Source organism: uncultured Tateyamaria sp. (genome assembly GCF_947503705.1).
Classification (GTDB): domain Bacteria; phylum Pseudomonadota; class Alphaproteobacteria; order Rhodobacterales; family Rhodobacteraceae; genus Tateyamaria.
The window spans coordinates 264,320-289,500 of record NZ_CANNES010000004.1; the positions used below are offsets into that span (position 1 = coordinate 264,320).

Below are 25,181 nucleotides of genomic sequence, written 5' to 3' on the forward strand. Positions count from 1 at the left end.
TTACGAGGTCAGCCCTGATCATGGAAATGGTCATAGACCTTTTGCGCCAGCCCTTCGGACACGCCATCAACGGCCTTAAGGTCGGCCAGATTGGCCCGCGCCACCGCCTTGGCCGATCCGAAATGCGCGAGGAGCGCCCGTTTGCGCGCCGCCCCCACGCCAGCGATTTCATCCAGCGGATTGGCCATGTTGGATTTGGCCCTTTTGGCCCTGTGTGTGCCAATGGCAAAGCGATGCGCCTCGTCCCGCATCCGCTGCACGAAATAAAGCACCGGATCGTTGTGGCGCAGCGCAAACGGGCGCTTGCCCACGCGGTGGAATTCCTCCTTGCCCGCGTCACGGTCAACGCCTTTGGCAACCCCGACCATCGGAATATCCTCGACCCCGTGTTCGCGCATGATCTGGGCCACGGCAGACACCTGCCCTGCCCCACCGTCGATCAACAGCAGGTCGGGCCACATCCCCTTTTGCCGGTCCGGGTCCTCGCTCAGCAGCCGTTTGAAGCGGCGGTGGAGCACCTCTTTCATCATCCCGAAATCGTCGCCCGGCGTCAGGTCATCGCCCTTGATGTTGAACTTGCGATAGCTATTTTTGATGAAGCCCTCGGGCCCCGCCACGATCATACCGCCCACCGCATTGGTGCCTTGAATGTGGGAGTTGTCATAGACTTCAATCCGCTCGGGCGGCTCAGGCAGTTCCAACGCCTCGGCCAGCCCCTTGAGCAGTTTGGTCTGTGTCGCACTTTCGGCCATTTTGCGCGCGAGGCTCTCGCGGGCGTTGCGAAGTGCGGAATCAATCAGTTCCGCCTTTTCACCCCGCTGCGGCACAAGCAATTCCACTTTGCGGCCCAATTTCTGGGTCAGGGCGTCAGCCATCAGGTCCGCATTCTCAATCTCATTGGACAAGAGCAGCTGCCGGGGCGGTTCCTTGGTGTCATAGAATTGGCCCAGAAACGCCTCAAGCACCTCGGCTGCATCGACATCCGCGCCCACGCGCGGATAGAAATCGCGGTTGCCCCAGTTCTGACCCGCCCGGATGAAAAAGACCTGCACGCAGGCCTGGCCCTGTTCCAGATGCAGCGCCACTATGTCTGCCTCGCTCACTGTGCGCGGATTGATCCCCTGGGCCGTCTGCACCTGCGTCATGGCGCGGATGCGGTCGCGCAGGGCGGCGGCGCGCTCGAACTCCATCTCTTCGGACGCTTTTTGCATGTCTGCGGCCAGACGGGCCTGAATGTCGGTACTTTTGCCGGTCAGGAACCTTTCGGCATCCTTGACGCTCTGGGCGTAGTCGCTTTCCGAGATCAAGCCGACACAAGGACCGGAACAACGCTTGATCTGATAGAGCAGACAGGGCCGCGTCCGGCTGTCGAACATCGCGTCGGTGCAGTTTCGCAGCAAAAACACCCGCTGCAACTGGTTCAGAGAGCGGTTGACCGCCCCCGCACTGGCGAAGGGACCATAGTAAGCACCCTTTTCCTTTTTCGCACCGCGGTGCTTTTTGATCTGGGGATAGGCGTGATTGCCCGTTACCAAAATGTTGGGAAAGCTTTTATCGTCTCGTAAAAGGACGTTGAATTTGGGCTTGAGCTGTTTGATCAGGTTCTGTTCGAGCAGCAGCGCCTCGGTCTCTGTCCGCGTGGTCAAGAACATCATCGAGGCGGTCATCGAAATCATCCGCGCGATGCGACCCGAATGGCCTGACGGACGGGCATAGTTGGACACGCGGGCACGCAGATTGCGCGCCTTGCCCACATAGAGCACCCGGCTTTCCCGATCGAGCATGCGATAGACGCCGGGTGAGCTGTCGATGGTCTTCAGATATGCCTGAATGACCTCGTGCCCAACCGGAACATGCGGATCAACCTCTGGGGGTGTGGTGTCCTCAGTATTCGCCATTTGATTCGACTTTGTTTCGCATTTTGGCTGCACCGATTAGACCACCAGTGCAAGAACAGAGACATCCACCGTTCCTGTGGATAACTCTAAGGACAACTTCTGCTCTCATAGAATTTTCCCTTGTTTTTTCGGCGCTTCGTCAAGATGCACAAAATTTAGGCGCTTCCGCAAGGCATTGTTTTTACTTGATAATTTAAAAGTATCAGCACAACCCTCTGAAAACAAAGGCCTTTTGGTAACAGTTTTGTAACGAACATTAACGCAGTGCAAAACTCACGCTAGGTCAACTATTCAACGCCCACCACGTCCGGTGTTTGCCAGCCCAGATGCTGCCCACCGTCCACACACAAAAGCTGGCCTGTGACCGCTGGCGCATCCAGAAAATATCCCAGCGCTGCCACGATATCCGCAGGGTTCGACCCACGCTCCAAAACGGTGGCGGCGCGCTGTGCGGCGAAGTGTTTCGCACTCTGGCGTCCGCCTTGCAGGGTCGGCCCCGGCCCGATTGCATTGACGCGGATTGCAGGGGTCAGCGCACGCGCACTGGTCTGGGTCAGCGCCCACAGCCCCATCTTGGCCAGCGTATAGGTCATGAACTCGGGCGTCAGCTTGCGCACGCGCTGGTCCACCATGTTCAGAATAAGACCGGAGGCCACAGGCTCACCCATCTCGTCGCGCGTCGGCTCAAGCCCCTGGGCCGCCATGGCCTGGGTCAGGATGAATGGCGCGCGCAGGTTGCTGTCCATATGCCTGTCCCAACTGTCGCGGGTGGCCGTCTCGATCGTGTCATACTCAAAGATCGAGGCATTGTTCACCAGGCAGGTGATTGGCCCGCCAAGCACGGCGGTTGCCTTGGCAAACAGCGCCGCTGTCGCGTCACCGTCCAGCAGATCGGCCTGCAGTGCCACGGCGTGGTGCCCCAGCGCCTCAATGGCGGATACTGTTTCCCTGGCCCCGGCATCCGAACTGGCGTAATGCACCGCCACGTCATAGCCCCGTTTTGCCAGATATACGGCCATTGCCCGACCCAGGCGGTGCCCGGCCCCCGTTACAAGCGCGCGCTTCATCGCCCGTCTCCTCTGTTTTGGTGTCAGCTTAGTACGATAGCCAAATAGACCACATACAGGCCTGTCAAGATCACGCCCCATGTGCGTGTGATGTCGCGCCTCATATAGACGAATGGCACCATCAGGATCGACGCCCCCAGCATCACCCACAGGTCAAACGTCAGGAACGACTTGTCTACCGGGATTGGCCCCACGAGGCTGGCGATGCCGATAATGGCCAACAGGTTGAACATGTTTGAACCGATAACGTTACCAAGGGCCACATCCGCCTGACGGCGCAGGGCGGCCATGACCGTTGTCGCCAGTTCCGGCAACGATGTGCCAATGGCCACAAGCGTGAGGCCAATAACAGTGTCCGTAACCCCATAGGTCTTGGCGATAATTGTGGCGTTGTCGACCAGCAGATCCGCGCCCAGCGGCAGGCCGATCAGACCGAGGATCAGGAAAACGGCTATCCGCCAGATGGGCAGATCGGGGTCCACACCCTCGATCTCTTCCTCTTCGGCGGTGCCTGCGGCACACGCGGCCCGGTGCCCTTTGGCCTCACGCGCGGCATCAAACAGGACAAAGGCCAAGGCCCCCAGCAAGACAAGCGCCGCAATCCAATCAAACACGCCACGAAAGGCCAGCGCGATAAACAGGATCGACGCCGCGATCATGTAGTTGAACGTTTTACGCGTCTCGCACTCGGACGTGTGCATGGTGGCCAAGAGCGCGGGCACTCCCATGACCAACAGTATGTTGGCGGTGTTTGATCCGACCACGTTGCCCATGGCCAGTCCCGGCGCGCCCTCGATCACAGCCTGGATCGAGATCAAAAGCTCGGGCGCGGAAGTGCCAAAGGCCACGATGGTCAGGCTTACGATCAGTGCCGGTACGCCGAGACGTAGAGACAGGTTCACCGCCCCCTTGACCAGGCTGTCACCGGCAAGCAGGAGGATCAGCAGGCCAAGCATGCTGAGCAACCAGGGCATGACTGCGGCCATCAGGACTTGCCCTTGCCGCAGGCGCAGGGGCCTTTGCCAATTCGGTAACGTCCGCAACTACACTTGGCCTGTGACAACCGTTTCCCACCGATCCAATGCAGTTTGCCGAACATGGCCAGAACGCCCATGAACACGAGGAACAGAATGACGATCTTGCTCATCATCCGTTACAATCCAAACTGGGCATAGGCTGCCCGCTCTTCGACAGAGGCGACGGCGTCGTCCATCATCTGGGCCCCAAAGCGGGACAGGAAGGGGCGGCGCACGCCGTAGCGGCGGAATTTAACCTTGTCGCCGAAACGATCCTTGAGCATCGGCTTGATATGGCCGATGCCATCAATCAGGCCCAACTCGTTCGCGCGTTTGGCGAGCCACACCTCGCCTGTGAAAAGCTCGGCTTCGGAGTCCAGCTTGGCCCCGCGCCGGGACTGCACGTGGTCAATGAAATTGACATGGATATCCTCAAGCAAGCCCTTGATCCGTTCGACATCTGCCGGATTTTCCGGGCGGAACGGGTCAAGCATGGATTTGGATTTGCCCGCAGTGTACACGCGCCGTTCAACGCCCTGCTTGGCCAGGAACTCATGCGCGCCAAAGCCCGCAGAGATCACCCCGATAGAACCGACGACAGAAGACGGATCGGCATAAATCTCGTCCGCAGCCGCCGCCAGCCAATAGCCGCCCGAAGCGGCCACATCCTCGACAAAGGCGATCACGGGGATGTCTTTTTCTTCGGCCAGCCTGCGGATGCGCGCACCGATGAGCGACGATTGCACGGGGCTGCCGCCAGGCGAGTTTACTTCAAGTGCCACGGCCACCGGTTTTCCCCGTGCGAACGCCTTTTCGATCACCGGCGCCAGCGCCTGATCATTCAGCGTGCCGCGACTGCCGCCTGCGATGACCCCCTGTAGCCGTATGACGGCCACGGTGGGGTCGGATTTCATAAAGGGGATCCAGCGTTTCATCTCAGCCCATGTAGAATGCACAACCATGACAAACAAGGCTGACACGCAAAGGAGTTCGCAGGCGTGTCGTCATTGCCGGATGCGCCAACCTGTTTTGAAGATCCACCAGACCGTTCCGAGGCACAAGGTCGTGAACCCGCCAATGGCCAAGAGGGACATCGTAATCGGCACATCCGCCACCCCAAAGAACGCCCAGCGGAACCCCGAAATCAGATAAACCACTGGATTGAACATCGAGATCGTCTGCCACACCGGAGGCAACATCGAGATCGAGTAAAACGAGCCGCCCAGAAACACGAGAGGTGTTACGATCAGCAGCGGCACAAGTTGCAGCTGTTCGAAATTGCCTGCCCAGATCCCGATGATGAACCCAAAAAGCGCAAAGCTGATACAGGTGAGAACCAGAAAGGTGATCATCGCCAACGGATGCGCGATCTGGATATCGACGAAGAAGAACGACGTGATCAGGATTATGATTCCAATGAACATCGATTTGGTCGCCGCCGCACCCACATAGCCCATCACGATCTCAAGGAAATTGATCGGGGCCGACAGCAGCTCATAGATCGTGCCTATGAATTTTGGAAAATAGATGCCGAAAGAAGCATTTGAAATCGCTTGCGTCATCACCGTCAACATGATCAGCCCGGGCACAATGAACGCGCCGTAGCTGACCCCTTCGACCTCGTCGATACGGCTGCCGATGGCCGCCCCGAAAACCACGAAATAGAGTGACGTGGACAAGACCGGCGATATGAGGGATTGCGCTAGGGTTCTGAAAAACCTATCCATTTCAAAGACGTAGATCGCTCTGATTGCTGACCAGTTCATGCCGCATCCTCCTCGTCCTTGCGCACAAGCGACACAAAAATATCTTCTAGGCTGGATTGGCGCGTCACCACATCGCGCAGTTGCAGACCAGAGGCTGCGACGTCAGTCAGCAGCTTGGTGATCCCCGTTCGCTCGCCCTTGGTGTCGTAGCTGTAGACGAGGGTCCAACCATCATTGCTGAGGGCCAGATCATAGCCCGCCAGCGCTGGAGGGATCGTGTCAAGTTGCGAGGTCAGTTGAACATCCAACTGCTTTTGGCCCATGCGCGCCATCAGCTTGTCCTTGTCCTCGACTAGCAGGATTTCACCGTTGGCGATCACGCCGACCCGATCTGCGATGGCCTCGGCCTCTTCGATATAGTGCGTGGTGAGGATGGTGGTGACCCCATCCCCGCGCAACTGCTCAACGATGTCCCACATGTCTTTGCGCAGCTCTACATCGACGCCTGCGGTGGGTTCATCCAGAAACAGAACGCGGGGCTCATGGGCCAGAGCCTTGGCGATCAACACCCGCCGTTTCATGCCGCCCGACAGTTCGCGAATTTGGGCGTCGCGCTTGTCCCAAAGGGACAGGCGCTTGAGGATGTCTTCGACTGCGGCGTCTTTGCGCCCCTTGCCAAAGAGGCCACGGGAGAACCGAACGGTGTTGATGACCCGCTCAAAGGGTTCAAGTGCGATCTCTTGCGGCACAAGGCCGATCAGGCTGCGCGCCTTGCGGTAATCTGTCAAAATATCGTAGCCACCCACCGACACACTGCCCGAAGTGGGCATCGTGATGCCGCACACCGTCGAGATCAGCGTCGTCTTGCCGGCGCCATTGGGACCAAGCAGGGCGATGATTTCGCCCTCTTCAATGTCGATCGAGACACCTTTGAGGGCCTCGAACCCACTGGCATAGGATTTGCGCAGGTCTTTGATACTCAGAATTGTGGGCATGCATCCTCCGGTCAGCCTGAAGGATGCAGATAGGCCATTCCCGTGTTCAGGACCAGCGCAGTCGCGCACACGAGGCTGTGCAAGCGCGGTTATTCCTTGCCCGTCAGACGGCCAAGCCAGCCCTTCTTGGCAGGGGCGTCGGCATCGTCCTCCGCTTCATCAGAAGGCCCTTCCAGGGTGTCCTGCAAGTTGGTAAAGAATTGATCCGCCATGCGCTTGGCAAAGCCATCAATGATCCGGCTGCCCAATTGAGCCAGTTTGCCGCCCACCTTGGCCTCCACATCATAGCTGAGCTCGGTGCCGGTTTCGGATGGTCGCATGCGCACCTCGGCCCCGCCCTTGGCAAAGCCTGCGGCCCCGCCCTTGCCCTCACCCGTGATGGTCAGACTTTCGTTCTCGATCATGTCAGACAGGGTGACCTGGCCCTTGAACGTCGCTTTGACCGGGCCGACCTTTTGCACCACCGTCGCTTCGAACCCGTTTTCAGGGTCACCAGACACTTCGGTCGCACCCGGCACGCAAGCCTTGAGGACCTCAGGGTTCAAAAGGGCGGCGTAGACATCCGCCGGTGCAGCAGCGATCTGGCGGGTATCGGACATTTTCATAGCGGCGCTCCCATCGTGTTTTCGGTCAGCTATTTGATCCAGTGATAGCGCAGGTCGTGCGCGCGCGCCACGTACGATTATGAGTGACAGATAAGTGAGCCGTGATAGGTCATGCGTCATGACACTCCCCAGACAAAACCTTGCAGGCTTGGGCATCCTCTTTGTGCTAGTGGGGGTGTTTTGCATTTCGATCAACGATCTGTTGATCAAACAGCTGTCGGGTGGCTACCCGCTGCACCAGATCGTTTTTGTGCGGTCAGGGATCGGAATACTGTTCAGCCTGATGATCGTTCAATACGAGGGCGGATGGGGCATCCTGCGGACAGACCACCCCTGGCTGCATGCCATGCGTGGCATCTTGATCGTGATTGCCAACATGACGTTTTTTGTGGCCCTCGCGGTGTTGCCATTGGCCGATGCGACGGCCCTGTTCTTTGCCGCACCGCTCTTTATCACGCTGCTGTCGATCCCTGTGCTGGGCGAAAAGGTAGGCCCATTGCGCCTGACTGCGGTCGCCATCGGATTTGCAGGGGTCGTGATCATGCAAAGGCCATGGGCCGATACCAGTGCGCTTGAGGTCAGCCGCATCGTGCTGCTCCTGCCGGTGCTGTCTGCGCTGACCTATGCGCTGAACCAGCTTTTGACCCGCAAGCTGGGGGTCAGCAGCAAGGCCAGTGCGATGGCGGTCTATATTCAGGCCACATTCATCCTCGTGTCGGTCGCATTCTATGTAGTTGCGGGCGACGGGCGTTTTGCAGACGGGGCAACCAATGGCTCGGTCATCTTTTTGCTGCGAGCCTGGGTCTGGCCGGCGGACAGCGACATCTGGGTCTTTGCGGGATTGGGCGTGAATTCAGCCATCATCGGCTATTGCCTGAGCCAAGCCTACCGGTTGGCGGACGCGGCAACCATCGCGCCGTTTGAATATATCGGGCTGCCACTGGCCGTCGTTTGGGGCTTTTTGATTTTTGGCGATCTGCCTGTGATCGAGGTCTGGATCGGGATCACCCTGATCCTGAGCGCAGGGCTTTTCGTCTTTTTGCGGGAACGCCAGAAAGCGCGCGTTGTCGCCCGTGGACAGATCAAGGGGCGCCATTAACGGTGGCGTGAAACGTCACCCGTCAGTCTGTATCACGACCTTTCCGGTGGCTTGACGGCTGCGCAACAACTCTAACCCCTCATTCGCCTGGCTCAAAGGAAGAACATGACTGACATGGGGCCGCAGCTTGCCCTGTCTATACCATTCAAACAGGACCTCGAAACTGTCGGTCAGGACCTCTGGGTTCACCCGCATGTATCCGCCCCAATAATAACCGATCACCGTGAGGTTCTTGACCAGCAAGATATTTGCGGGGATTTGCGGCACTGTCCCACTCGCAAAGCCCAAGGGCAGCAACCGCGCTTCTGGATTACATGCTCGCAATGCCGCATCAAAAAGGTCGCCGCCCACCGGGTCATAGACGACATCCGCCCCGCCCAAGGCTTTGACCGCCGCCCGCAGATCCACGGTTTCGCTGTCCAGCAGGTGATCCGCCCCGGCCTCTTTGGCGATCGCCAGCTTTTCGGGCCCGCGCGCGCAGGCAATCACCTGCGCCCCCATCAGCTTGCCCAATTCGACCGCCGTTAGACCAACGCCCCCGGAAGCACCCAGCACCAACAACCGCTCGCCCGGTTTCAAGGCCGCTTTATAGTCCAGTCCTACATGGCTGGTGCCATAGGCAATCAGAAAGGCGGCCGCATCCACGGCTGTCATTTCATCGGGAATTGGGACACAGATTTCGGCACGCAGGGCGGCATATTCAGCGAGCCCTCCAAAGCCGGAATAGGCCGCAACGCGCTGACCCACGGCCAGATGCGCTACGCCTTCGCCCAAAGCCTCGATTGTCCCCGACAACTCCATCCCGATGGTCGCAGGCAGCGCTGGCTTTTCCTGGTAAGTCCCTTTCACGATCAGCAGATCGCCGAAATTCAAGCCACAGGCCTCGATGCGTACCAACACCTCGCCGGGCGCCGGGTCCGGCTTGGCCACGTCGCGCATCTCAAGGGGCTTGCCCAATTCGGTCACTTGCATTGCGCGCATCACGCCGCTCCCTCAAATCTCAACCGTCGTCGCGGCCCATTTGCCAAACCGCATAGCCGATTTGAACCGCCCCAAACAACAGCCCATTGAAGAACCACAGAATGAACAGCAACAGGAAAGCATCGTCGCTGTTTTGGGCATGGGTATGGATTTCGGCGATGTCCAAGATCCAGATGGCTGCGACAAAAATGGCCGACAGCGCAAAGCCGATGGCTGTGCCCTGCAAGAACAGGCGGATAAGGGGATTGGGGCCGCTTTGCATACGTTCTGAGATAGCACGCGACTCAATGACTGCAATCGGGTACAGGTAACCTTTTCCCAACGAAGCTCCAGTTTGGCCCGATAGCTTGAAGCGTTTCACAGTCACCAATGAAACCGGTGATTGTAGACAGTTCGCACAGAGTTCCTAAAGCACGGTTCACTTGCGTCGTCGTTTTGGGGCAAAAAGCGAAACTCGCGTGTTTCCGGACGCTTGGGTACCGCACTTGCCAAACATCTCCATTGCCAGCATCCTCAAGCTCTTATCCAGTTTGGGGACGATGGGATATCCCCGCTCGCCTGCTGGAGGCGACTGAAATGTATGAAACAAACACTCTCGAGGAATGTTAATGGAAGTCACAGAGAGATCGTTTGAAAGAACTGTTGTCGACGTCAGCGACCGGTTTCAGGGAAACGCAGGAAACGCCGACAATTGGACCATTGCCCAAGACGTCGTGCACCAGCTGGGCGGGATTGCTCTGAATATTGGAGGAACATCCGCGCTTGGGGATCAGGTGGGTTGGGGACGGTCCTCCATGTCCGACGCCTGGCTTGAAAGATACGAAGCGCGGAAATATCACCTCATCGATCCGTTCATTGCCGCGCTACTGGCCGGTCATTCCGAAGTGATGACGGATTGCGGCACTTTGAACCGGACTGACCCCGCCTATGAGCTGAACCACGATCTCAAAGCCTTCGGATACGGTTCGCTTTATGCGAGCATGTGGGGCAGCCCATCGTCCGGGTATCGTTCCATCGTGGTGTTCTGCTCGGCGCACACGCTGGCGCAGGTTGACGAAAGCATCGGATTTGATCGGCTCAAAATTGTCCAAGCCATTCTGTCAGCCAATCTCCCGAACCAGACATCCGACGCCGGTTCAGGCGTCCTCAAGCTTAGGGAGAACGGGCTGACAACACGAGAGAAAGGCGTTCTTAAGCAACTTGCACGCGGACTGCGCAACGATCAGATCGCATTCACCTTGGATATTGCAGAGGTGACCGTGCGAAAGCACTTGGTGTCCATTCGCAAGAAACTGAAGGCAGAAACACGCGAACAAGCGATCGCAATCGCTATCCGAGACGGTTGGATCGCTCTTTGACCTTCAAAGTGACGCTTATCTCAGACCGCCATAACCAGCAACGACGGGCAGACCTCAGCGTTCTTAATCCCGCCCAGTGACAGCGCATTTCACCTGCATTGGGCCTTCACCTCATCCTCCAGATCGTAGGCGCTGATTTTCAGGTTATACGCTTGGGTATAGGCGCGTTCCGCTTTGGTCCTGTTCCTGCCGGAGCAGTGTTTCGTCGCCTCGTAAAACGCGATGTGCGACCGCGCCGCATATCTGGCAGCAGCCTCGGTCAGATCGAACAATGACTGCTTCTGATCACACGTAATTGTCACGCCTTTGATCAGCCGAATACCTTGGTTGAACGTATCCTGGGCCTGATTGAAATGCGCCACCCCGGCGTCGAAACGCCCTTTGCAGGACGCGGCGGCGGCGACAGGCAGAATGCCAAATGCAACCGCAAATGCGATAGTATGAAAATTCATAGATGACCTTTGCTTTGATCGGACATGGCCAACCTTCAGACGATACCGCCGCAATGAGGCTTTTGCCGGCGCATCAAAAAAGTTTTGAACCAGAGCGAACACATCACCCGTTTTGAAGAAAGACCTGTCTTGATCAGACCTGAAAACACTTGGCCCACGTGGACCCTTGGTAGCGCTGATAGCGGATGCATTCGTCAAGCGTCTTAAAGGTGGCCTGAACCTGCGAGCACTGATGTGGAATGCATGTTCTCCAGTCCGCCAATGCAATGTTTGGCAAAAATGTGCTGGCGATGACAATAAATGTGGCCAATTTCATGGATAATACTCCGTTATTTCCGCCTGCCACTTTCGGTCAACAAAAATAGCCGCTCAAGGTATCTATTACGATACCCAGGGCGGTGTTTGGTTGGCCTGTGACCCGAGTGCACATCGAAACGAAGCAGCAAGGAGCAATTGATCAGCCGGTGTGTGGTCCTATGATGCGGATCATCGGCATGACCTCTGACGTCTTGGATCACTCAAACAGATGTAACCGTATCGGCATTTGCCTCGCTTTACGATCAAGTCACATGCTGTTGGTTCAACTGACTTGACTGGCCGTCGATCGTGGCCGCTGCGTCGCGCAAATTGCGATTGGTGCGAACAGCCCGTCACGCAATTTTCTAGAACGCTTCCGGTCGCGCCTCGCGAGCCATGTGGTCCAGCACCGCGTTCACGAATTTCGGCTCTTTTCCATCGGGGAAAAACGCGCGCGCGACGTCGACATATTCCGTGATCACGACCTTTGGTGGCGTGCCGGTATCGCGCAGTTCCGCCCCTGCGGCGCGAAACAGCGCGCGCAAGGTCGGGTCAATCCTTGCTATGGGCCATTTGGCGACCAGTCCGCGATCCGTCATCTGGTCGATAGGCGCCTGATAATTCACCGCGTCTTCCATCACCCGGGCAAAGTGATCCGGGTCACCCTCGGTCATTTCATCGCCCTCATAGATCGCGCCAAAGCGATGATCCATGAACTCAACCTTGATCTGGTCCACGGTCTGCGACGACTGCTCCATCTGGAACAGAGCCTGCACAGCGTAGAGCCGCGCGGCAGAGCGCATCTTGCGTTTCTGGTTTCCCGAAAGGGTCATACGGTTGTGGATCCTGTCTTGCCTGCCAGTTGGTACTCGGTTGCCGGTTTGAACCCGACGCCCTTGTCCTGGCGGCCCCACTTACGGCTGAGTGCGATCAGGTGCAAGGCCGCAGCGGCCGCCCCGCCCCCTTTGTTTTGGCCTGCGGGATCGGCGCGCACTTCAGCCTGTTCGGTATTCTCCACCGTCAGGATACCATTACCGATGCAAAGGCCTTGCAGCCCCAGCAACTGCAACGCGCGGCTGCTGTCATTGCACACCGTCTCATAGTGGGTGGTCTCACCACGAATGACGCAGCCCAAGGCCACATAGCCATCGAAATTCGACATCCGTTCAGAAATGCCAATGGCCGTCGGAATTTCCAGCGCACCCGGCATCTCGATCAGGTCCCAAGTGGCCCCTGCCGCCTCAATCTCGGCCTTGGCACCGGCAACCATATTGTCAGCGATCTGCTTGTAGTAGGGCGACACAACGATCAGCAGCTTGGTCGGTTTGTCAAAGCTGGGCCGCTCCAGCACGTGATGTTCGATGGATGCCATCAGCTTTCTCCTAGGATCGGGCGGGTGCCCACGATTTCGAGACCATAGGCGTCGATGCCCATATAGGTGGTGCGCGGACTATCGGTCAGAAGGATCAGGCGGCCCAAGCCCATATTGGACAACATTTGCGCGCCAAGTCCGGTGTTTTTGACGATCCGCGGCCCATCTTCCTCATCCGTGAACAGCGATTTGCGGGGCTCGCGGAAAAGGCACACGACACCGCGGCCCTCTTCGGCGATGATCTCCATCGCGCGGGGCAATTCGCCCACCGGCTTGTCGCTGAGGCCCAGAATGTCGGTCACTTCGGTCAAAGCATGGGTACGGACCAGGACCGGCTCATCCGTGCTCAGGTCACCTTTGGACAGCGTCACATGTTCGATCCCATAGGTCTGGTCGGTGAAGATGCGCATATGCCACGCCCCGCCATGCTGCGAATGCACCGTGCGCGCCGCAGTCTCAACCACCAGATTGTCGTGCCTGCGGCGATACGAAATCAGATCGCTGATGGTCCCGATTTTGAGGCCATGGACCGATGCATAATCCACCAGATCCGGCAGGCGGGCCATTTCGCCATCTTCCTTCATGATCTCGCAAATGACGCTCGAAGGATAATGCCCGGCCAAACGCGCGACGTCACAACCCGCCTCAGTGTGACCCGCACGAACAAGGACGCCGCCTTTGCGGGCCCGCAAGGGAAAGACATGACCCGGCGTCGCAATGTCGGCGCTGGTGGCCTGCGGGTTGATGGCTGTGGCAATGGTCAATGCGCGGTCAGCGGCGGAAATCCCTGTGCTGACGCCCTCACGCGCCTCAATCGACACGGTAAAGGCCGTCTCGTGCCGCGAAGAGTTGTGCATCGCCATCATCGGTAGCCCCAGCGCTTCGATCCGTTCGGCGGGCAAGGTTACACAGATCAGACCGCGGCCATGGGTGGCCATGAAGTTCACGGCCTCGGGCGTGGCGAAATTGGCCGGGATGACCAGATCGCCTTCATTCTCGCGATCCTCATGATCCACCAGAATGAACATGCGACCCGCGCGGGCCTCTTCGATAATCTCTTCAATGGGTGAAATGGCATTGGCCAAATCGGTTTCGACCGGACCGGGCGTTTCAAAGCTCATGGGGCACCTATTGCAGCATTTCTCGCCACATAAAGGATGCCTGCGCCCAATACCAGAGAGACACAGCGCACATCTGGCGTGCGCGACATTTCCTGTTCCCAAAATACTCCCCGAAGGATCGATCACCGTTATGCGCGGTAAATGCCTGATGCGAGAACGCTTGCCCATTTCCCCAAAGTGTCGTCAGGCCATGGGCCTGTCCGTTGGATCAGGTCGGGAAATACTGTTCCGACGGCAGGAAGTCAGCGGCGCGCAACGCGGGCGCCCATTCCGCTTCCAGTGCTGTGTCACCCACAACCACCACCTGACCGCCTACCAAACCACGCGCGGTTACGAAGCCACGCACGCGGGCCTGCATATCGGACCAGCTTGTCGTGATGTCAGGGGCCAGTTCGGTCGCATCGAGGCATGGATTGGCAGCTGAAACGATATCGGCATCCAACGGTCGTTGCACCAGCGCCAGACGTTCCGCGTTGCGCATCGCCTCCAAAAGTTTCGCCCGGTCCCGAGGCATGGCTGCATCCCCGCCCATGATCCGAAGCGCGTTGGACGAAAACAAAAGCCCCATCACATCCCGGCCCGACGCCTGTCGGATTGTGGCATAGGTCTTGTAACTCATGCCCAGCTCGGCGGCCCGCTTGACCCGCATGCGTACGATCATCATCGGAATGGTGTTGGGCATCAGCGCCTTTTGCGCGCGCCGCCACTGGTAAGTGCGCCAACGGTGTCCAGCCTCCATCGAGGGGCCGCGATTGTGGCCGATCCCTGGCATCACGCGGTCTCGGCCAGACGCGCCACATAGCGGGCCAGCGTGTCAATCTCGAGGTTGACGGCGTCTCCCACTGCCACATCACGCCAGGTCGTGACCTCTTTGGTGTGGGGAATGAAGTTGATCCCGAACACCGCACCTTGTACCTCGTTCACAGTCAACGACGTGCCATTCAAGGCAACGGACCCTTTGGGCGCGATGAACCTTGCCAGATCATCAGGTGCACGCAATTGCACCCGCGTGCTGTCGCCTTCGTCCACGACCGACACGACCTCGGCAACCCCGTCCACATGGCCCGATACGATATGCCCACCCAATTCGTCGCCCACACGCAAGGCACGCTCCAGGTTCACCCGTTTGCCTACAACCCAGGCCGACACATTGGTCTTGGATACGGTTTCCGCGCTGATCTGCACGTCGTACCAATCGGGCCCCAGATCAACGACCGTCAGACATACCCCGTCGGACGCAATGGAGGCACCCATATCAATGCCGTTTGTGTCATAGCTGGTGGCAATGCGCGCGCGCAGATCGCCCTCTTGGGTCAGGTCTGTGATGGTGCCGATATCGGTGACGATGCCTGTAAACATGGGGCAAGATCCTTTGCTGTGCTCATCACGACGTAGCGAGCGGACCCCCTAAGGGCAAGGCCCGCCTCTTGCGCGCATGTCACCGCTCCGTCATAAATTCGCCCCAGTCACGTGTTCATCTTGGATAAAGCAATGCCACCTATCAGGGACAAGATGACACTGAACCCTCCAAACTCTCGCGTTTTCCTGTTCCTGCAGGGGCCGCACGGGCCATTTTTCCACCGTCTGGGAAAAATGCTGCGCCGTGCGGGGGCAACAGTCTGGCGGGTGGGGTTCAATGCGGGCGACCGGGCTTTCTGGTTCCATCCAAGCAGTTACATCCCGTTTCGAGGCGCCAGCGCAGACTGGCCCGAAACCTTTGCCGGGTTGCTGGACAACAAGGGTGTGACCGACATCGTCCTTTACGGCGATGTGCGCCCCATTCATGCCGAAGCAGTGGCCGAAGCCAAGCGGCGCGGCATCACCGTCCATGTCTTTGAAGAAGGTTATATGCGCCCCTATTGGGTTACATACGAACGAGGCGGAACTAACGGAAATTCAAGGCTCATGGACATGTCCGTGACTGAAATGCAGACTGCACTGGCGCAATCAGATATGGAGGCACCGCTGCCCCCCGGACATTGGGGCGACATGCGCCAACACGTGTTCTACGGCGCCCTGTATCACTGGTTCGTCATGTTTCGAAACGGTGATTACCGGAACTTCAAACCGCACCGATCCGTGACGGTCACCCGCGAATTTCAGCTTTATCTGCAACGGCTTCTGCTGATGCCGGTGCACACGCTTGACCGGATTCAGGCGACCATGCGCATCCGCTATGGCGGTTTCCCCTATCATCTGGTGCTCTTGCAGCTGGAACATGATTCCAGCTTTCAACAGCACTCGCCCTTCACATCAATGACCGAATTCCTTGAACTGGTGATCGAAGGTTTCGCCAAAGGCGCGCCGGGCCACCACCATCTGGTGATCAAGGCGCATCCGCTCGAAGACGGGCGCGCACCTATTCGGCGCACGATCCGCAAACTGATGCAGAACCACGGGTTGCAGGGGCGCGTGCATTATGTGCGGGGCGGCAAGCTGGCCCAATTGCTGAACGATGCGCGCAGCGCGGTGACCGTGAATTCCACCGCCGCCCAACAGGTGCTGTGGCGGGGCATCCCGCTCAAGGTTTTTGGGCGGGCCGTTTTTGCCAAACCGGAATTTGTCAGCGATCAGCCTTTGCCCACATTTTTCAGCGGCGCCAGCCGCCCCGACAATCGGGCTTACAAGGACTACCGCCGCTATCTGTTGGAAACCAGCCAGTTGCCCGGCGGATTTTACTCGGCCCGAGGCCGCAGACAGCTTTTGCGCCAGGTGGTCGACATGATGCTGTCGCCCGAAGATCCTTATGATGCACTGGCCTCCGGCACCGCGGCTCCGAGGCAACAGTTGCGGTTGGTCACCTGACAACCACAACCCCTATGGCTAGATTTTCTCAATGAACTGAGGTAGTTTGGCACCAAATAAGCATCAAAAAATCGGTGCGGCAGACAAGAATACAGCGCGGATCAATCCACGCTTGAGGCAGAACAAGAACAGGTCGAGGAGACCGAGCAGTGATTTTCCCGTCATTCCGCTGGGCGCGCGTGGGCGCAGCTTTGGCCGTTATTGGTGTCGTGTCCTCTTGTGGCCTGCCTCAGGTGGGTCCGAACAAACGTGAAATTTTTGCAGGATCGGTGCAGCAACAAGGCGACGCTTTTGTCGTGGCGGTCAATGACCGCGTGACCCGCGCGACTGCCGTCACCCCCGCCCTGGGCTTTTCCGAGGCATTCAAGAATGCAGGCGTCATTGGATCAGACACCATCCGGCCCGGCGATATCTTGGGTCTGACGATCTGGGAAAACGTTGACGATGGCCTTTTGGCCGGCGAATCCCAAAGCTCCACAGCCCTCGAAGAGGTACAGGTCGATGGCGCGGGCTTTATCTTTGTCCCATATGCCGGCCGCATCCGTGCCGCGGGCAATTCGCCGGACGCCATTCGCCGCATCATCACCGCCAAGCTCGAAGAGCAAACACCCGACCCCCAAGTGCAGGTGCGCCGCGTGGCGGGTGATGGATCGACCGTATCGCTGATCGGCTCGGTCGGCGGCCAAGGCGTCTATCCGATTGAGCGGCCCACCCGGACCCTGTCGACCATGCTCGCCCGTGCGGGCGGCGTCACCATCCAACCAGAAATTGCCCAGATTACCGTCATTCGGGGCGACATGCGGAGCCAAGTCTGGTTCCAGGACATATATGACCACCCGGAGCTGGACATCGCCTTGCGCGGTGGCGACCGCATTCTGGTCGAGGAGGACACCCGCGCCTTTACCGCGCTTGGGGCCACTGGCGGCCAAGCCCGTGTGCCGTTCGAATCGCAGAACCTGAGTGCGCTTGAAGCCATTGCCCAAGTGGGCGGCCTGCAATCGGCCACGGCCGATCCCACAGGCATCTTTGTCTTTAGAAACGAGCCTGCCGAGGTCGCAAATGCGGTCCTGGGGCGCGACGATCTGGTGGGTGCACAACGCTTGATCTACGTTCTGGACCTGACGCAGCCCAATGGCATGTTCATGGCCCGTGACTTCGTGATCCGCAACGCCGACACGCTCTATGTAACCGAAGCGCCCTACACCCAATTCACCAAGATTATCTCGGCCCTCACAGGCCCGCTTGGTGCGGTTGACAGCGTCACCAGCCTCGCGGGCAACTGACCCGGACGGGCCACGTGACGAATTTCCAAACCCCAGCCGCCGGACCTGATCAGGCCCGGCGGCTGTACGTTTTCAATGGCGGTTTTCTGACCCAGCACAGACTGCGCCGTATCCTCCATCTGTCAGGCTACAGGGTCAGTCTGGGCAGGCCCGGTGCTGGCGACCTGATTGGCATCTGGGGCAACTCCCCGACTGCCCATCGAGGGATCGGCATTGCCGCGCGCACCGGTGCCAAATTGGTACGGGTCGAGGATGCATTTCTGCGCTCGGTCCTGCCCGGCCGTTCCGGCAGCGCTCCCTTAGGCCTTTTGATCGACCACAAGGGCGCGCATTTCGACCCTGCGCAACCCTCTGACCTCGAAGAGATTTTGGCCACTCATCCACTGGACGACACCGCCCTTCTGAACAGAGCACGCGGTGCCATAGCCGAAATCCAAGAGGCGCATCTTAGCAAATATACCGGGTTTGATCCTCAAGCCGCAGTCCCAGCGCCGGGCTATGTTCTGGTCATAGACCAGACGCGCGGCGATGCATCGGTCACCGCCTCAGGCGCAGATCGGAACCGGTTTCTGGAGATGCTGTTTGTCGCGCAGGAAGAGCATCCCGGCGCTCAAATCATCATCAAGGCACATCCCGAAACGACCCAAGGCCACCGCCCCGGCTATTTCACCGACGCCGACACCAACGATCGGGTGCTATTGTCGAGCGATGCGGTCAGCCCCTGGACCCTGATGGAGGGGGCGATTGCCGTCTACACCGTGTCATCTGGCCTGGGGTTCGAGGCGATCCTGGCCGGTCACAAGCCCCGCGTCTTTGGCCAGCCCTTTTATGCCGGATGGGGCCTGACCCAAGACGAATTTCCGGTTCAGCGCCGCCAACGGCAATTAACTCGGGCGCAGCTCTTTGCCGCAGCGATGATCCTTTATCCAACTTGGTATGACCCGCACCGCGATCGTCTGTGTTCCCTTGAGACCGCAATTCACGCACTGAGCGCCGAAACTCGTGCCTGGCGAGCGGATCACCGAGGCTGGGTCGCCAGCGGTATGCGGCTGTGGAAACGACGTCCATTGCAACAGGTCTTTGGCCGCTACAAGCCGATTTCTTTTCAGGACGATCCCGCGCGCGCCCGTGCCAGTGGCAAGCTCTGGATGGTCTGGGCCGGCAAGGCACAGGTGGGCCACGAATCCGCTGTGCGCGTAGAAGACGGCTTTTTGAGGTCGCGCGGCCTTGGAGCCGAATTGATCCCGCCCTTGTCACTGGTGACCGATGATCTGGGCATTTACTACGACCCGACCCGGCCAAGCCGTCTGGAAAAACTGATCCAGGCCCGCCGTGTCTTGCGCCCCGATCAGGCGTTGCGGGCGGAGCGTTTGATCACCGCGATGACCCGCGATGCACTCAGCAAATACAATCTGGGCGGCGCCACACCTGATCTGCCCGCGGGCGAAAAGGTTCTGGTTGTCGGCCAGGTCGAGGACGACGCCTCGATCCGCCTCGGCGCCGGTGCCATCAACACCAATCGCGGCTTGCTGGAGGCGGCGCGCGCGGCCCATCCCAACGCCACGCTGGTTTACAAACCGCACCCCGATGTTGAGGCGGGCCTGCGCAGCGGTGCCTTAGACGCAGACGGTCTGGCCGATGTGGTGGCGGACAACGCAGACATCACCCAACTGCTTGGCGCGGTGCAGGTGCTGTGGACGATGACGTCACTGGCCGGGTTCGAAGCGCTCTTGCGCGGCGTTCACGTGGTGACAACGGGCGCGCCGTTTTACGCAGGTTGGGGCCTGACCGAAGACAAAGGCGACGTGCCACCACGACGACGTGAAGATGTGACGCTGCTGGGCCTGGTGCACGCGACATTGATTGACTACCCGCGCTATTTCGATCCGGTCAGCGGAATGCCCTGCCCTGTCGAGGTCGTCGTCGAGCGGCTGGCGAGCGGCCCCCTACCCCATCCCGGTCTCGCCAATCGATTGCTGTCAAAGGCCCAAGGTCTGCTGGCCAGCAAGACCCACCTCTGGCGTTAGGCGCGCCGTGCCCATTCGTGGCAAATGTCACTGCCGACCCTTCGGACAGCGACCAGATCAAAGCGCGCCGCTTCTGCAAGCTTTCCCAACCCCAACGCGCCGATATTGGGCAGGCCTTCGGCCCCGATGGTCAGCCCAGCGGTAAAGCCCACCAACCGGTCCACCACGCCCGCCTCGATCATCGAGGCCGCAAGCGCGCTGCCGCCCTCGCAAAAGACGCGGGTCATGCCTTGGGCAGCGAGCTGTTTCAGGATGTCGCGGGGGTCCAGTTGGCTGCCGATGGTGGCACATGGCAAAAGGGTCGCGCCGAGGCCCCGCCACGTGTCCTGCAAAGCAGGATCCGCGTCGCGGCCATGGCACATCAGCACCGGCACTTCCCCCGCCGTGCGGGCCAGCGCACCCATTAAGGGCACGTCCAGACGGCGCGAAATCACGACGCGGGTCGGCTGTTTTTCGATCCCCAAGCCGCGCACCGTCAACGACGGATCGTCCTGCCGGGCCGTGCCACCGCCGACCATCACAGCATCGTGGCGCGCGCGCATTGCATGGACCGCACGCCGCGCCTCGGCCCCGGTGATCCATTGGCTTTCGCCGGTGCCGGTAGCGATGCGCCCATCAAAACTGTTGGCCAGTTTCAGGGTCACAAAAGGGCGTTGCGCGGTGGTCTTGAGGAAAAAACCGGCATTGTCACGCGCGGCCTGATCCGCGCAAAGACCTGTCTCAACCTCAATACCCGCCGCACGCAGCATTGCGATGCCCGCACCGTTCACACGCGGGTCGGTGTCCTCGACCGCCACAACGACACGCACCACGCCAGCCGCGATTAAAGCCTCGGCACAGGGCGGTGTCTGTCCGTGATGCGCGCAGGGTTCAAGGGTGACATAGGCGTCAGCGCCCTTCGCCGCATCACCTGCCTGGGCCAAGGCCACAACCTCGGCATGAGGGCGACCGCCCGCTTGTGTCCAGCCCCGCCCGACAATGCGCCCCGCCTTTACAATAACGCAGCCCACCGCCGGATTGGGGGCAGTGGACCCAAGCCCGCGCCGCCCAAGGGACAGCGCAAGCGTCATGAACCGGGTGTCTGTGGCTGTGCTCACTCTTCAGACGGGTTGTCGGGCCGCAATTCAGCAACGAACTTGTCAAAATCGTCAGCCGCTTGGAAGTTCTTGTAAACACTTGCAAAACGCACGTAGGCCACGGTGTCGATCCGTTGCAGCGCCTCCATCACGATCTCGCCGATCTGCTTGGAGCCGATGTCGGTCTCGCCCATGGATTCCAACCTGCGCACGATGCCCGAGATCATCTGGTCAATCCGCTCAGGATCAATCGGACGTTTCTGCATCGAAATCCGGATCGAGCGTTCCAGCTTGTCCCGATCGAAATCTTCGCGTTTTCCGTTGGATTTGATCACCACCAGATCGCGCAATTGCACGCGTTCATATGTGGTAAAGCGGCCTCCACAGGCCGGGCAAAAGCGCCTGCGCCGGATCGAAACATGATCCTCCGCCGGTCGGCTGTCTTTTACCTGAGTATCAATATTTCCGCAAAACGGACAGCGCATCGCCCATCCCCTTCTCGTTCATCCCGCCTGTAGTAGAGGTTTGCCCCTATTGCACGAAACTATACGAGGTTGACTAGGTTTTGGGTAGAGTAGAAATGACACCGCTAGATAAGCGGTGCCATGGAGACTCAGCGACGTAGCAAGCGACCGTCTTCGGTGCGTACGCGTACACTCTGCGCGCGATTGCTGCGGCACAATGCATAGGCATGTGACATGCTAAACGTCTGACCCGCCCGCTTGACACCTTGGGACACAGAATTGAAGGCACCGGCGACAGGTTCTGTCGTAAAAACAACGCCCTTTCGGCCTGGCGCTGTTTGCGCAGGCCCGCGTGCAACTTCGATATAGAGGTCACCGCCGCGCTGTCCCAACGCTTTGCGCGTATACAATCCTGCCGCACACCAAATCTGCGTACCAGCAGCGCCGTCATCTTCGATGACTTCAAAGCTGTTGGCGTCAATGGTGTTGACCGGAAGGGTAACGCGCTCGCGCACAAAATTTCTGTCCTGGGCGTGGCCCATGGTTGGCACTGTGACGAGGGCGGCAAGGGCGAGGTGTTTCAACATGACAAGGCTCCTGTTTCGCTTCTCAAGATAGGGGCGCGCGCCCGTATTCAAAGTCACAGTGCCGTCAAAACCATTGCAGCCTGCCACTTCAGGCCAAATGGGCCACGACTTGTCGGGTCTTGGGCGCGTCCCGGTGCTCGAACAGGTAGATCCCCTGCCATGTGCCCAAAACTGGACGACCTCGCGCCACGGGAATTGTCAGGGTGACGGGCAACATCGCCGCCTTGATGTGGGCAGGCATGTCATCGGGGCCCTCATAGGTGTGGGTAAGGTAGGACATCGACGGATCGGTTGTCGGCGGCACAAGGCGTTTGAAAAACTGCGTCAGATCCGTTTGCACTTCTGGATCAGCACTTTCCTGGATCAGGAGTGAACAGGATGTGTGCCGCACAAACAGGGTCAACAGCCCATTCCCCTCGGCCCAGCCGACGACGTCACGCGTAAATTCATACAGGCCCTGGCCCGCAGTCTGGAGCGTAAAAACCGTTTGCTTCATGACATGATGGCCCGAACCGACGGCAACGTCATCGGAAAATGCGGTCGCCCTGTTCGTCGATGACCTGTTTGGCCTTACTGATCGACGCCTCATTCGCACCCTCAAGATCGCCCAGCGTATCGGCGCGGATCAGAGTGTGGCTTTTGACAGTGCCGTCCACTTCTTTCTCGATCCGGGCAGAGATGCGGAATTGAGTACCTTCCCGCTGTGGCGTCGGCGTGATCTTGAACCCTTCATAGATCTCGGACGCAGGCTCTGACGCTTTTGCTGACCCACCGCCGCCAAAGAGCTTTTTCAGAAACGACATCGGTGGTCCCTATGTTTTTGAGCGCCGGACGACCACAGTGAAAGGACCGCCTGGCGACTGTCTTGGGTTACTGATCCAGGAAGCTGCGCAATTTCCGCGAGCGGCTCGGATGCTTGAGCTTACGCAGCGCCTTTGCCTCAATCTGGCGGATACGTTCGCGCGTCACGCTGAACTGCTGACCAACCTCTTCGAGGGTATGGTCGGTGTTCATCCCGATGCCAAAGCGCATGCGCAACACGCGTTCTTCGCGGGGCGTGAGCGAGGCCAGAACCCGTGTCGTCGTTTCCTTGAGGTTTTCCTGAATGGCGCTGTCCAAGGGCAGCACTGCATTCTTGTCCTCGATGAAATCGCCAAGCTGGCTGTCTTCTTCATCGCCGATGGGCGTCTCAAGCGAAATCGGTTCCTTGGCGATCTTCATCACCTTGCGGACCTTTTCCAAAGGCATCTGAAGCTTTTCGGCCAATTCCTCGGGCGTAGGTTCGCGGCCAATCTCATGCAGCATCTGGCGGCCGGTACGCACCAGCTTGTTGATCGTCTCGATCATGTGCACCGGAATACGGATCGTGCGCGCCTGATCTGCAATAGACCGGGTGATCGCCTGCCGGATCCACCACGTCGCGTAGGTCGAGAATTTATAGCCCCGACGATACTCGAACTTGTCGACGGCCTTCATCAGGCCGATGTTGCCTTCCTGAATAAGATCAAGGAATTGCAAGCCACGGTTGGTGTATTTCTTCGCAATCGAAATAACGAGGCGCAGGTTCGCTTCGACCATTTCTTTTTTGGCCTGGCGCGCTTCTTTTTCGCCCTTCTGAACCTGCTGCACGATGCGGCGGAATTCAGAGATGTCGAGGCCCACATACTGACCGACCTGGGCCATGTCAGAGCGCAGCTCTTCGACCTTGTCTGTCGAGCGTTCGATGAACATTTGCCAGCCACGGCCAGTCTTGCCGCCCATTTCCTCAAGCCAGCCGGGATCAAGTTCGCGACCGCGATAGGCGTCTACGAATTCCTTGCGGTTGATACGGGCCTGGTCGGCCAGCTTCACGATCGAGCTATCGATCTGCATGATGCGGCGGTTGATGCCGTAAAGCTGGTCAATCAACGCTTCAATCCGGTTGTTGTGCAGGTGCAGTTCATTAACCAGCAGCACAATCTCAGAGCGCAGCTTCTGATAGGTCTGCTCATCGCCCTTCGAGAACGTATCGTCCTCGTTCAGGGTCGCAGAAATCCGGCTGTCCTGCATTTCGGACAACAGAGAATAATCATGCGCGATGACCTCAAGGGCCTCAAGAACTTGAGGCTTGAGGGCGGCTTCCATGGCGGCAAGCGACATGTTGGCCTGTTCGTCTTCGTCATCATCGTCATCTTTGGCAATCGGATTGCCGTCAGCATCCAACTCGGGGCCGGTATCGGCCTTCGTTTCAGAGGTGGCATTGGCGTCCACAACGGGTTCAGCGACTGTTTCGCCCTCTTCACCCATTTGATTGCCAAACGTGGCCTCAAGGTCAATCACGTCGCGCAACAGGATGTCTTCGCTCAGAAGTTCGTCGCGCCAGATCGTGATGGCCTGGAAGGTCAGCGGGCTTTCGCAAAGGCCCGCGATCATCGTGTTGCGACCGGCCTCGATACGCTTGGCGATAGCGATCTCGCCTTCGCGAGAGAGCAGTTCAACCGACCCCATTTCGCGAAGATACATCCGTACGGGGTCGTCTGTGCGGTCGAGTTTTTCCTGACCCGTCGCGCCCAGCGTCAGATCGCGGGTGCCTTCCGTGGTCGTGACCTCGGTCGAGCCTTTTTGCTCTTCCTCTTCGGCCTCTTCATCCTCGATGATGTTGATGCCCATCTCGGACAACATCGACATCACATCTTCGATCTGTTCGGAGCTCACCTGATCGGGGGGCAGCACTGTGTTCAGCTGATCATAGGTGATGTAGCCCTTCTCGCGGGCCTCGCCGATCATCTTCTTGACGGCGGTCTGGCTCATGTCCAGCGAGTGTTCGGCGTCCTGGTCGTCGTTCTTGACGTCTTCGTTGGTGTCTTTCGCGGCCATCCTGGGCTCCTTCATCGGGGCTCAATAGTGATTCGCTTGCCCGAATCACTTAAGAGAATCATTCATGCTTTGGGTGATTCGGCCACCCGTGTACCGTCATTTTCTTAAGGTTTTGA

General features: G+C 58.8%; 27 protein-coding genes. 5 read left to right on the top strand and 22 right to left on the bottom strand.

Going from position 1 to position 25,181, the window contains the following annotated elements:
• Positions 1-8: 8 nt before the first annotated feature.
• The 8 genes from uvrC to Q1A44_RS12055 all read right to left on the bottom strand — a co-directional run bounded on the left by uvrC (position 9) and on the right by Q1A44_RS12055 (position 7,287).
• Positions 9-1,898 carry an excinuclease ABC subunit UvrC gene (gene uvrC, locus Q1A44_RS12020; protein ID WP_299625006.1) on the bottom strand — a complete coding sequence of 630 codons (1,890 nt, stop codon included), beginning with the start codon at positions 1,896-1,898 and terminating at the stop codon, positions 9-11.
• A gap of 287 nt (positions 1,899-2,185) precedes the next feature.
• Positions 2,186-3,046: an SDR family oxidoreductase gene (locus Q1A44_RS12025; RefSeq protein ID WP_299625009.1), complete on the bottom strand. Its 861-nt coding sequence runs from the start codon at positions 3,044-3,046 to the stop codon at positions 2,186-2,188.
• Positions 2,989-3,951 (bottom strand): calcium/sodium antiporter, encoded by a 963-nt coding sequence (locus tag Q1A44_RS12030; RefSeq protein WP_299625012.1) that lies wholly within the window; start codon positions 3,949-3,951, stop codon positions 2,989-2,991. The genes Q1A44_RS12025 and Q1A44_RS12030 overlap by 58 nt, the downstream gene beginning before the upstream one ends.
• A complete protein-coding gene (locus Q1A44_RS12035; protein WP_299625015.1) occupies positions 3,951-4,115 on the bottom strand; it encodes an SWIM zinc finger family protein in 165 nt (54 codons plus the stop codon). Before Q1A44_RS12035 ends, Q1A44_RS12030 begins: the two co-directional genes overlap by 1 nt.
• 3 nt (positions 4,116-4,118) lie before the next feature.
• Positions 4,119-4,916, bottom strand: a complete 798-nt coding sequence (locus Q1A44_RS12040; RefSeq protein WP_299625018.1) for a S49 family peptidase — start codon at positions 4,914-4,916, stop codon at positions 4,119-4,121.
• Positions 4,917-4,985: 69 nt separating this feature from the next.
• A complete protein-coding gene (locus Q1A44_RS12045; RefSeq protein WP_299625021.1) occupies positions 4,986-5,747 on the bottom strand; it encodes an ABC transporter permease in 762 nt (253 codons plus the stop codon).
• Positions 5,744-6,682 (bottom strand): ABC transporter ATP-binding protein, encoded by a 939-nt coding sequence (locus tag Q1A44_RS12050; protein WP_299625024.1) that lies wholly within the window; start codon positions 6,680-6,682, stop codon positions 5,744-5,746. The genes Q1A44_RS12045 and Q1A44_RS12050 overlap by 4 nt, the downstream gene beginning before the upstream one ends.
• An 89-nt stretch (positions 6,683-6,771) precedes the next feature.
• Complete coding sequence (locus tag Q1A44_RS12055) at positions 6,772-7,287, bottom strand: CoxG family protein (RefSeq protein ID WP_299625027.1); 516 nt, start codon at positions 7,285-7,287, stop codon at positions 6,772-6,774.
• Positions 7,288-7,405: 118 nt separating this feature from the next.
• On the opposite strand from Q1A44_RS12055, the gene Q1A44_RS12060 reads away from it, so the two are divergent.
• Positions 7,406-8,386, top strand: a complete 981-nt coding sequence (locus tag Q1A44_RS12060) for a DMT family transporter (protein WP_299625030.1) — start codon at positions 7,406-7,408, stop codon at positions 8,384-8,386.
• Positions 8,387-8,401: 15 nt separating this feature from the next.
• Here the strand turns inward: Q1A44_RS12060 and Q1A44_RS12065 are convergent, their stop codons facing one another.
• Complete coding sequence (locus Q1A44_RS12065) at positions 8,402-9,367, bottom strand: NADPH:quinone oxidoreductase family protein (protein WP_299625033.1); 966 nt, start codon at positions 9,365-9,367, stop codon at positions 8,402-8,404.
• A 19-nt stretch (positions 9,368-9,386) separates the two neighbouring features.
• Positions 9,387-9,728: a hypothetical protein gene (locus Q1A44_RS12070; protein ID WP_299625036.1), complete on the bottom strand. Its 342-nt coding sequence runs from the start codon at positions 9,726-9,728 to the stop codon at positions 9,387-9,389.
• A 247-nt stretch (positions 9,729-9,975) separates the two neighbouring features.
• On the opposite strand from Q1A44_RS12070, the gene Q1A44_RS12075 reads away from it, so the two are divergent.
• Positions 9,976-10,725, top strand: coding sequence for a LuxR family transcriptional regulator (locus tag Q1A44_RS12075; protein WP_299625039.1), 750 nt, complete (start codon positions 9,976-9,978; stop codon positions 10,723-10,725).
• 89 nt (positions 10,726-10,814) lie between these two features.
• Here Q1A44_RS12075 and Q1A44_RS12080 read toward each other — a convergent pair whose 3' ends face one another.
• The 6 genes from Q1A44_RS12080 to Q1A44_RS12105 form a co-directional block, all read right to left on the bottom strand.
• Complete coding sequence (locus Q1A44_RS12080; RefSeq protein ID WP_299625041.1) at positions 10,815-11,279, bottom strand: hypothetical protein; 465 nt, start codon at positions 11,277-11,279, stop codon at positions 10,815-10,817.
• Positions 11,280-11,839: 560 nt separating this feature from the next.
• Positions 11,840-12,307 carry a transcription antitermination factor NusB gene (gene nusB / locus Q1A44_RS12085; RefSeq protein ID WP_299625043.1) on the bottom strand — a complete coding sequence of 156 codons (468 nt, stop codon included), beginning with the start codon at positions 12,305-12,307 and terminating at the stop codon, positions 11,840-11,842.
• Positions 12,304-12,846 (bottom strand): 6,7-dimethyl-8-ribityllumazine synthase, encoded by a 543-nt coding sequence (locus Q1A44_RS12090; RefSeq protein WP_299625045.1) that lies wholly within the window; start codon positions 12,844-12,846, stop codon positions 12,304-12,306. Before Q1A44_RS12090 ends, nusB begins: the two co-directional genes overlap by 4 nt.
• Positions 12,846-13,967 carry a 3,4-dihydroxy-2-butanone-4-phosphate synthase gene (ribB, locus tag Q1A44_RS12095; RefSeq protein ID WP_299625047.1) on the bottom strand — a complete coding sequence of 374 codons (1,122 nt, stop codon included), beginning with the start codon at positions 13,965-13,967 and terminating at the stop codon, positions 12,846-12,848. The genes Q1A44_RS12090 and ribB overlap by 1 nt, the downstream gene beginning before the upstream one ends.
• A gap of 208 nt (positions 13,968-14,175) precedes the next feature.
• Positions 14,176-14,739 (bottom strand): hypothetical protein, encoded by a 564-nt coding sequence (locus Q1A44_RS12100; RefSeq protein WP_299625049.1) that lies wholly within the window; start codon positions 14,737-14,739, stop codon positions 14,176-14,178.
• On the bottom strand, positions 14,739-15,326 hold the full coding sequence (locus Q1A44_RS12105) for a riboflavin synthase (protein ID WP_299625052.1): 588 nt from the start codon (positions 15,324-15,326) through the stop codon (positions 14,739-14,741). The genes Q1A44_RS12100 and Q1A44_RS12105 overlap by 1 nt, the downstream gene beginning before the upstream one ends.
• Positions 15,327-15,479: 153 nt before the next feature.
• Here Q1A44_RS12105 and Q1A44_RS12110 point away from each other — a divergent pair, with 153 nt between their 5' ends.
• The 3 genes from Q1A44_RS12110 (at position 15,480) to Q1A44_RS12120 (ending at position 20,082) form a co-directional block, all read left to right on the top strand.
• Positions 15,480-16,772 (top strand): capsular biosynthesis protein, encoded by a 1,293-nt coding sequence (locus Q1A44_RS12110; RefSeq protein ID WP_299625055.1) that lies wholly within the window; start codon positions 15,480-15,482, stop codon positions 16,770-16,772.
• A gap of 149 nt (positions 16,773-16,921) precedes the next feature.
• Positions 16,922-18,055: a polysaccharide biosynthesis/export family protein gene (locus tag Q1A44_RS12115; RefSeq protein ID WP_299625058.1), complete on the top strand. Its 1,134-nt coding sequence runs from the start codon at positions 16,922-16,924 to the stop codon at positions 18,053-18,055.
• Positions 18,056-18,069: 14 nt separating this feature from the next.
• Complete coding sequence (locus Q1A44_RS12120) at positions 18,070-20,082, top strand: capsular polysaccharide biosynthesis protein (protein WP_299625061.1); 2,013 nt, start codon at positions 18,070-18,072, stop codon at positions 20,080-20,082.
• Here the strand turns inward: Q1A44_RS12120 and ribD are convergent.
• The 6 genes from ribD to rpoD all read right to left on the bottom strand — a co-directional run bounded on the left by ribD (position 20,079) and on the right by rpoD (position 25,065).
• A complete protein-coding gene (ribD, locus tag Q1A44_RS12125) occupies positions 20,079-21,179 on the bottom strand; it encodes a bifunctional diaminohydroxyphosphoribosylaminopyrimidine deaminase/5-amino-6-(5-phosphoribosylamino)uracil reductase RibD (protein ID WP_299625064.1) in 1,101 nt (366 codons plus the stop codon). The two genes, Q1A44_RS12120 and ribD, sit on opposite strands and share 4 nt — an antisense overlap.
• Positions 21,176-21,643 (bottom strand): transcriptional regulator NrdR, encoded by a 468-nt coding sequence (nrdR, locus tag Q1A44_RS12130; RefSeq protein ID WP_299625067.1) that lies wholly within the window; start codon positions 21,641-21,643, stop codon positions 21,176-21,178. Before nrdR ends, ribD begins: the two co-directional genes overlap by 4 nt.
• A gap of 128 nt (positions 21,644-21,771) precedes the next feature.
• Positions 21,772-22,209, bottom strand: coding sequence for a hypothetical protein (locus Q1A44_RS12135; protein ID WP_299625070.1), 438 nt, complete (start codon positions 22,207-22,209; stop codon positions 21,772-21,774).
• An 88-nt stretch (positions 22,210-22,297) separates the two neighbouring features.
• Positions 22,298-22,705 carry a secondary thiamine-phosphate synthase enzyme YjbQ gene (locus Q1A44_RS12140; protein WP_299625073.1) on the bottom strand — a complete coding sequence of 136 codons (408 nt, stop codon included), beginning with the start codon at positions 22,703-22,705 and terminating at the stop codon, positions 22,298-22,300.
• A 28-nt stretch (positions 22,706-22,733) separates the two neighbouring features.
• Positions 22,734-23,012, bottom strand: coding sequence for an HlyU family transcriptional regulator (locus Q1A44_RS12145; protein WP_299625076.1), 279 nt, complete (start codon positions 23,010-23,012; stop codon positions 22,734-22,736).
• Positions 23,013-23,079: 67 nt separating this feature from the next.
• Positions 23,080-25,065, bottom strand: coding sequence for an RNA polymerase sigma factor RpoD (gene rpoD / locus Q1A44_RS12150; RefSeq protein WP_299625079.1), 1,986 nt, complete (start codon positions 25,063-25,065; stop codon positions 23,080-23,082).
• Positions 25,066-25,181: the final 116 nt, after the last annotated feature.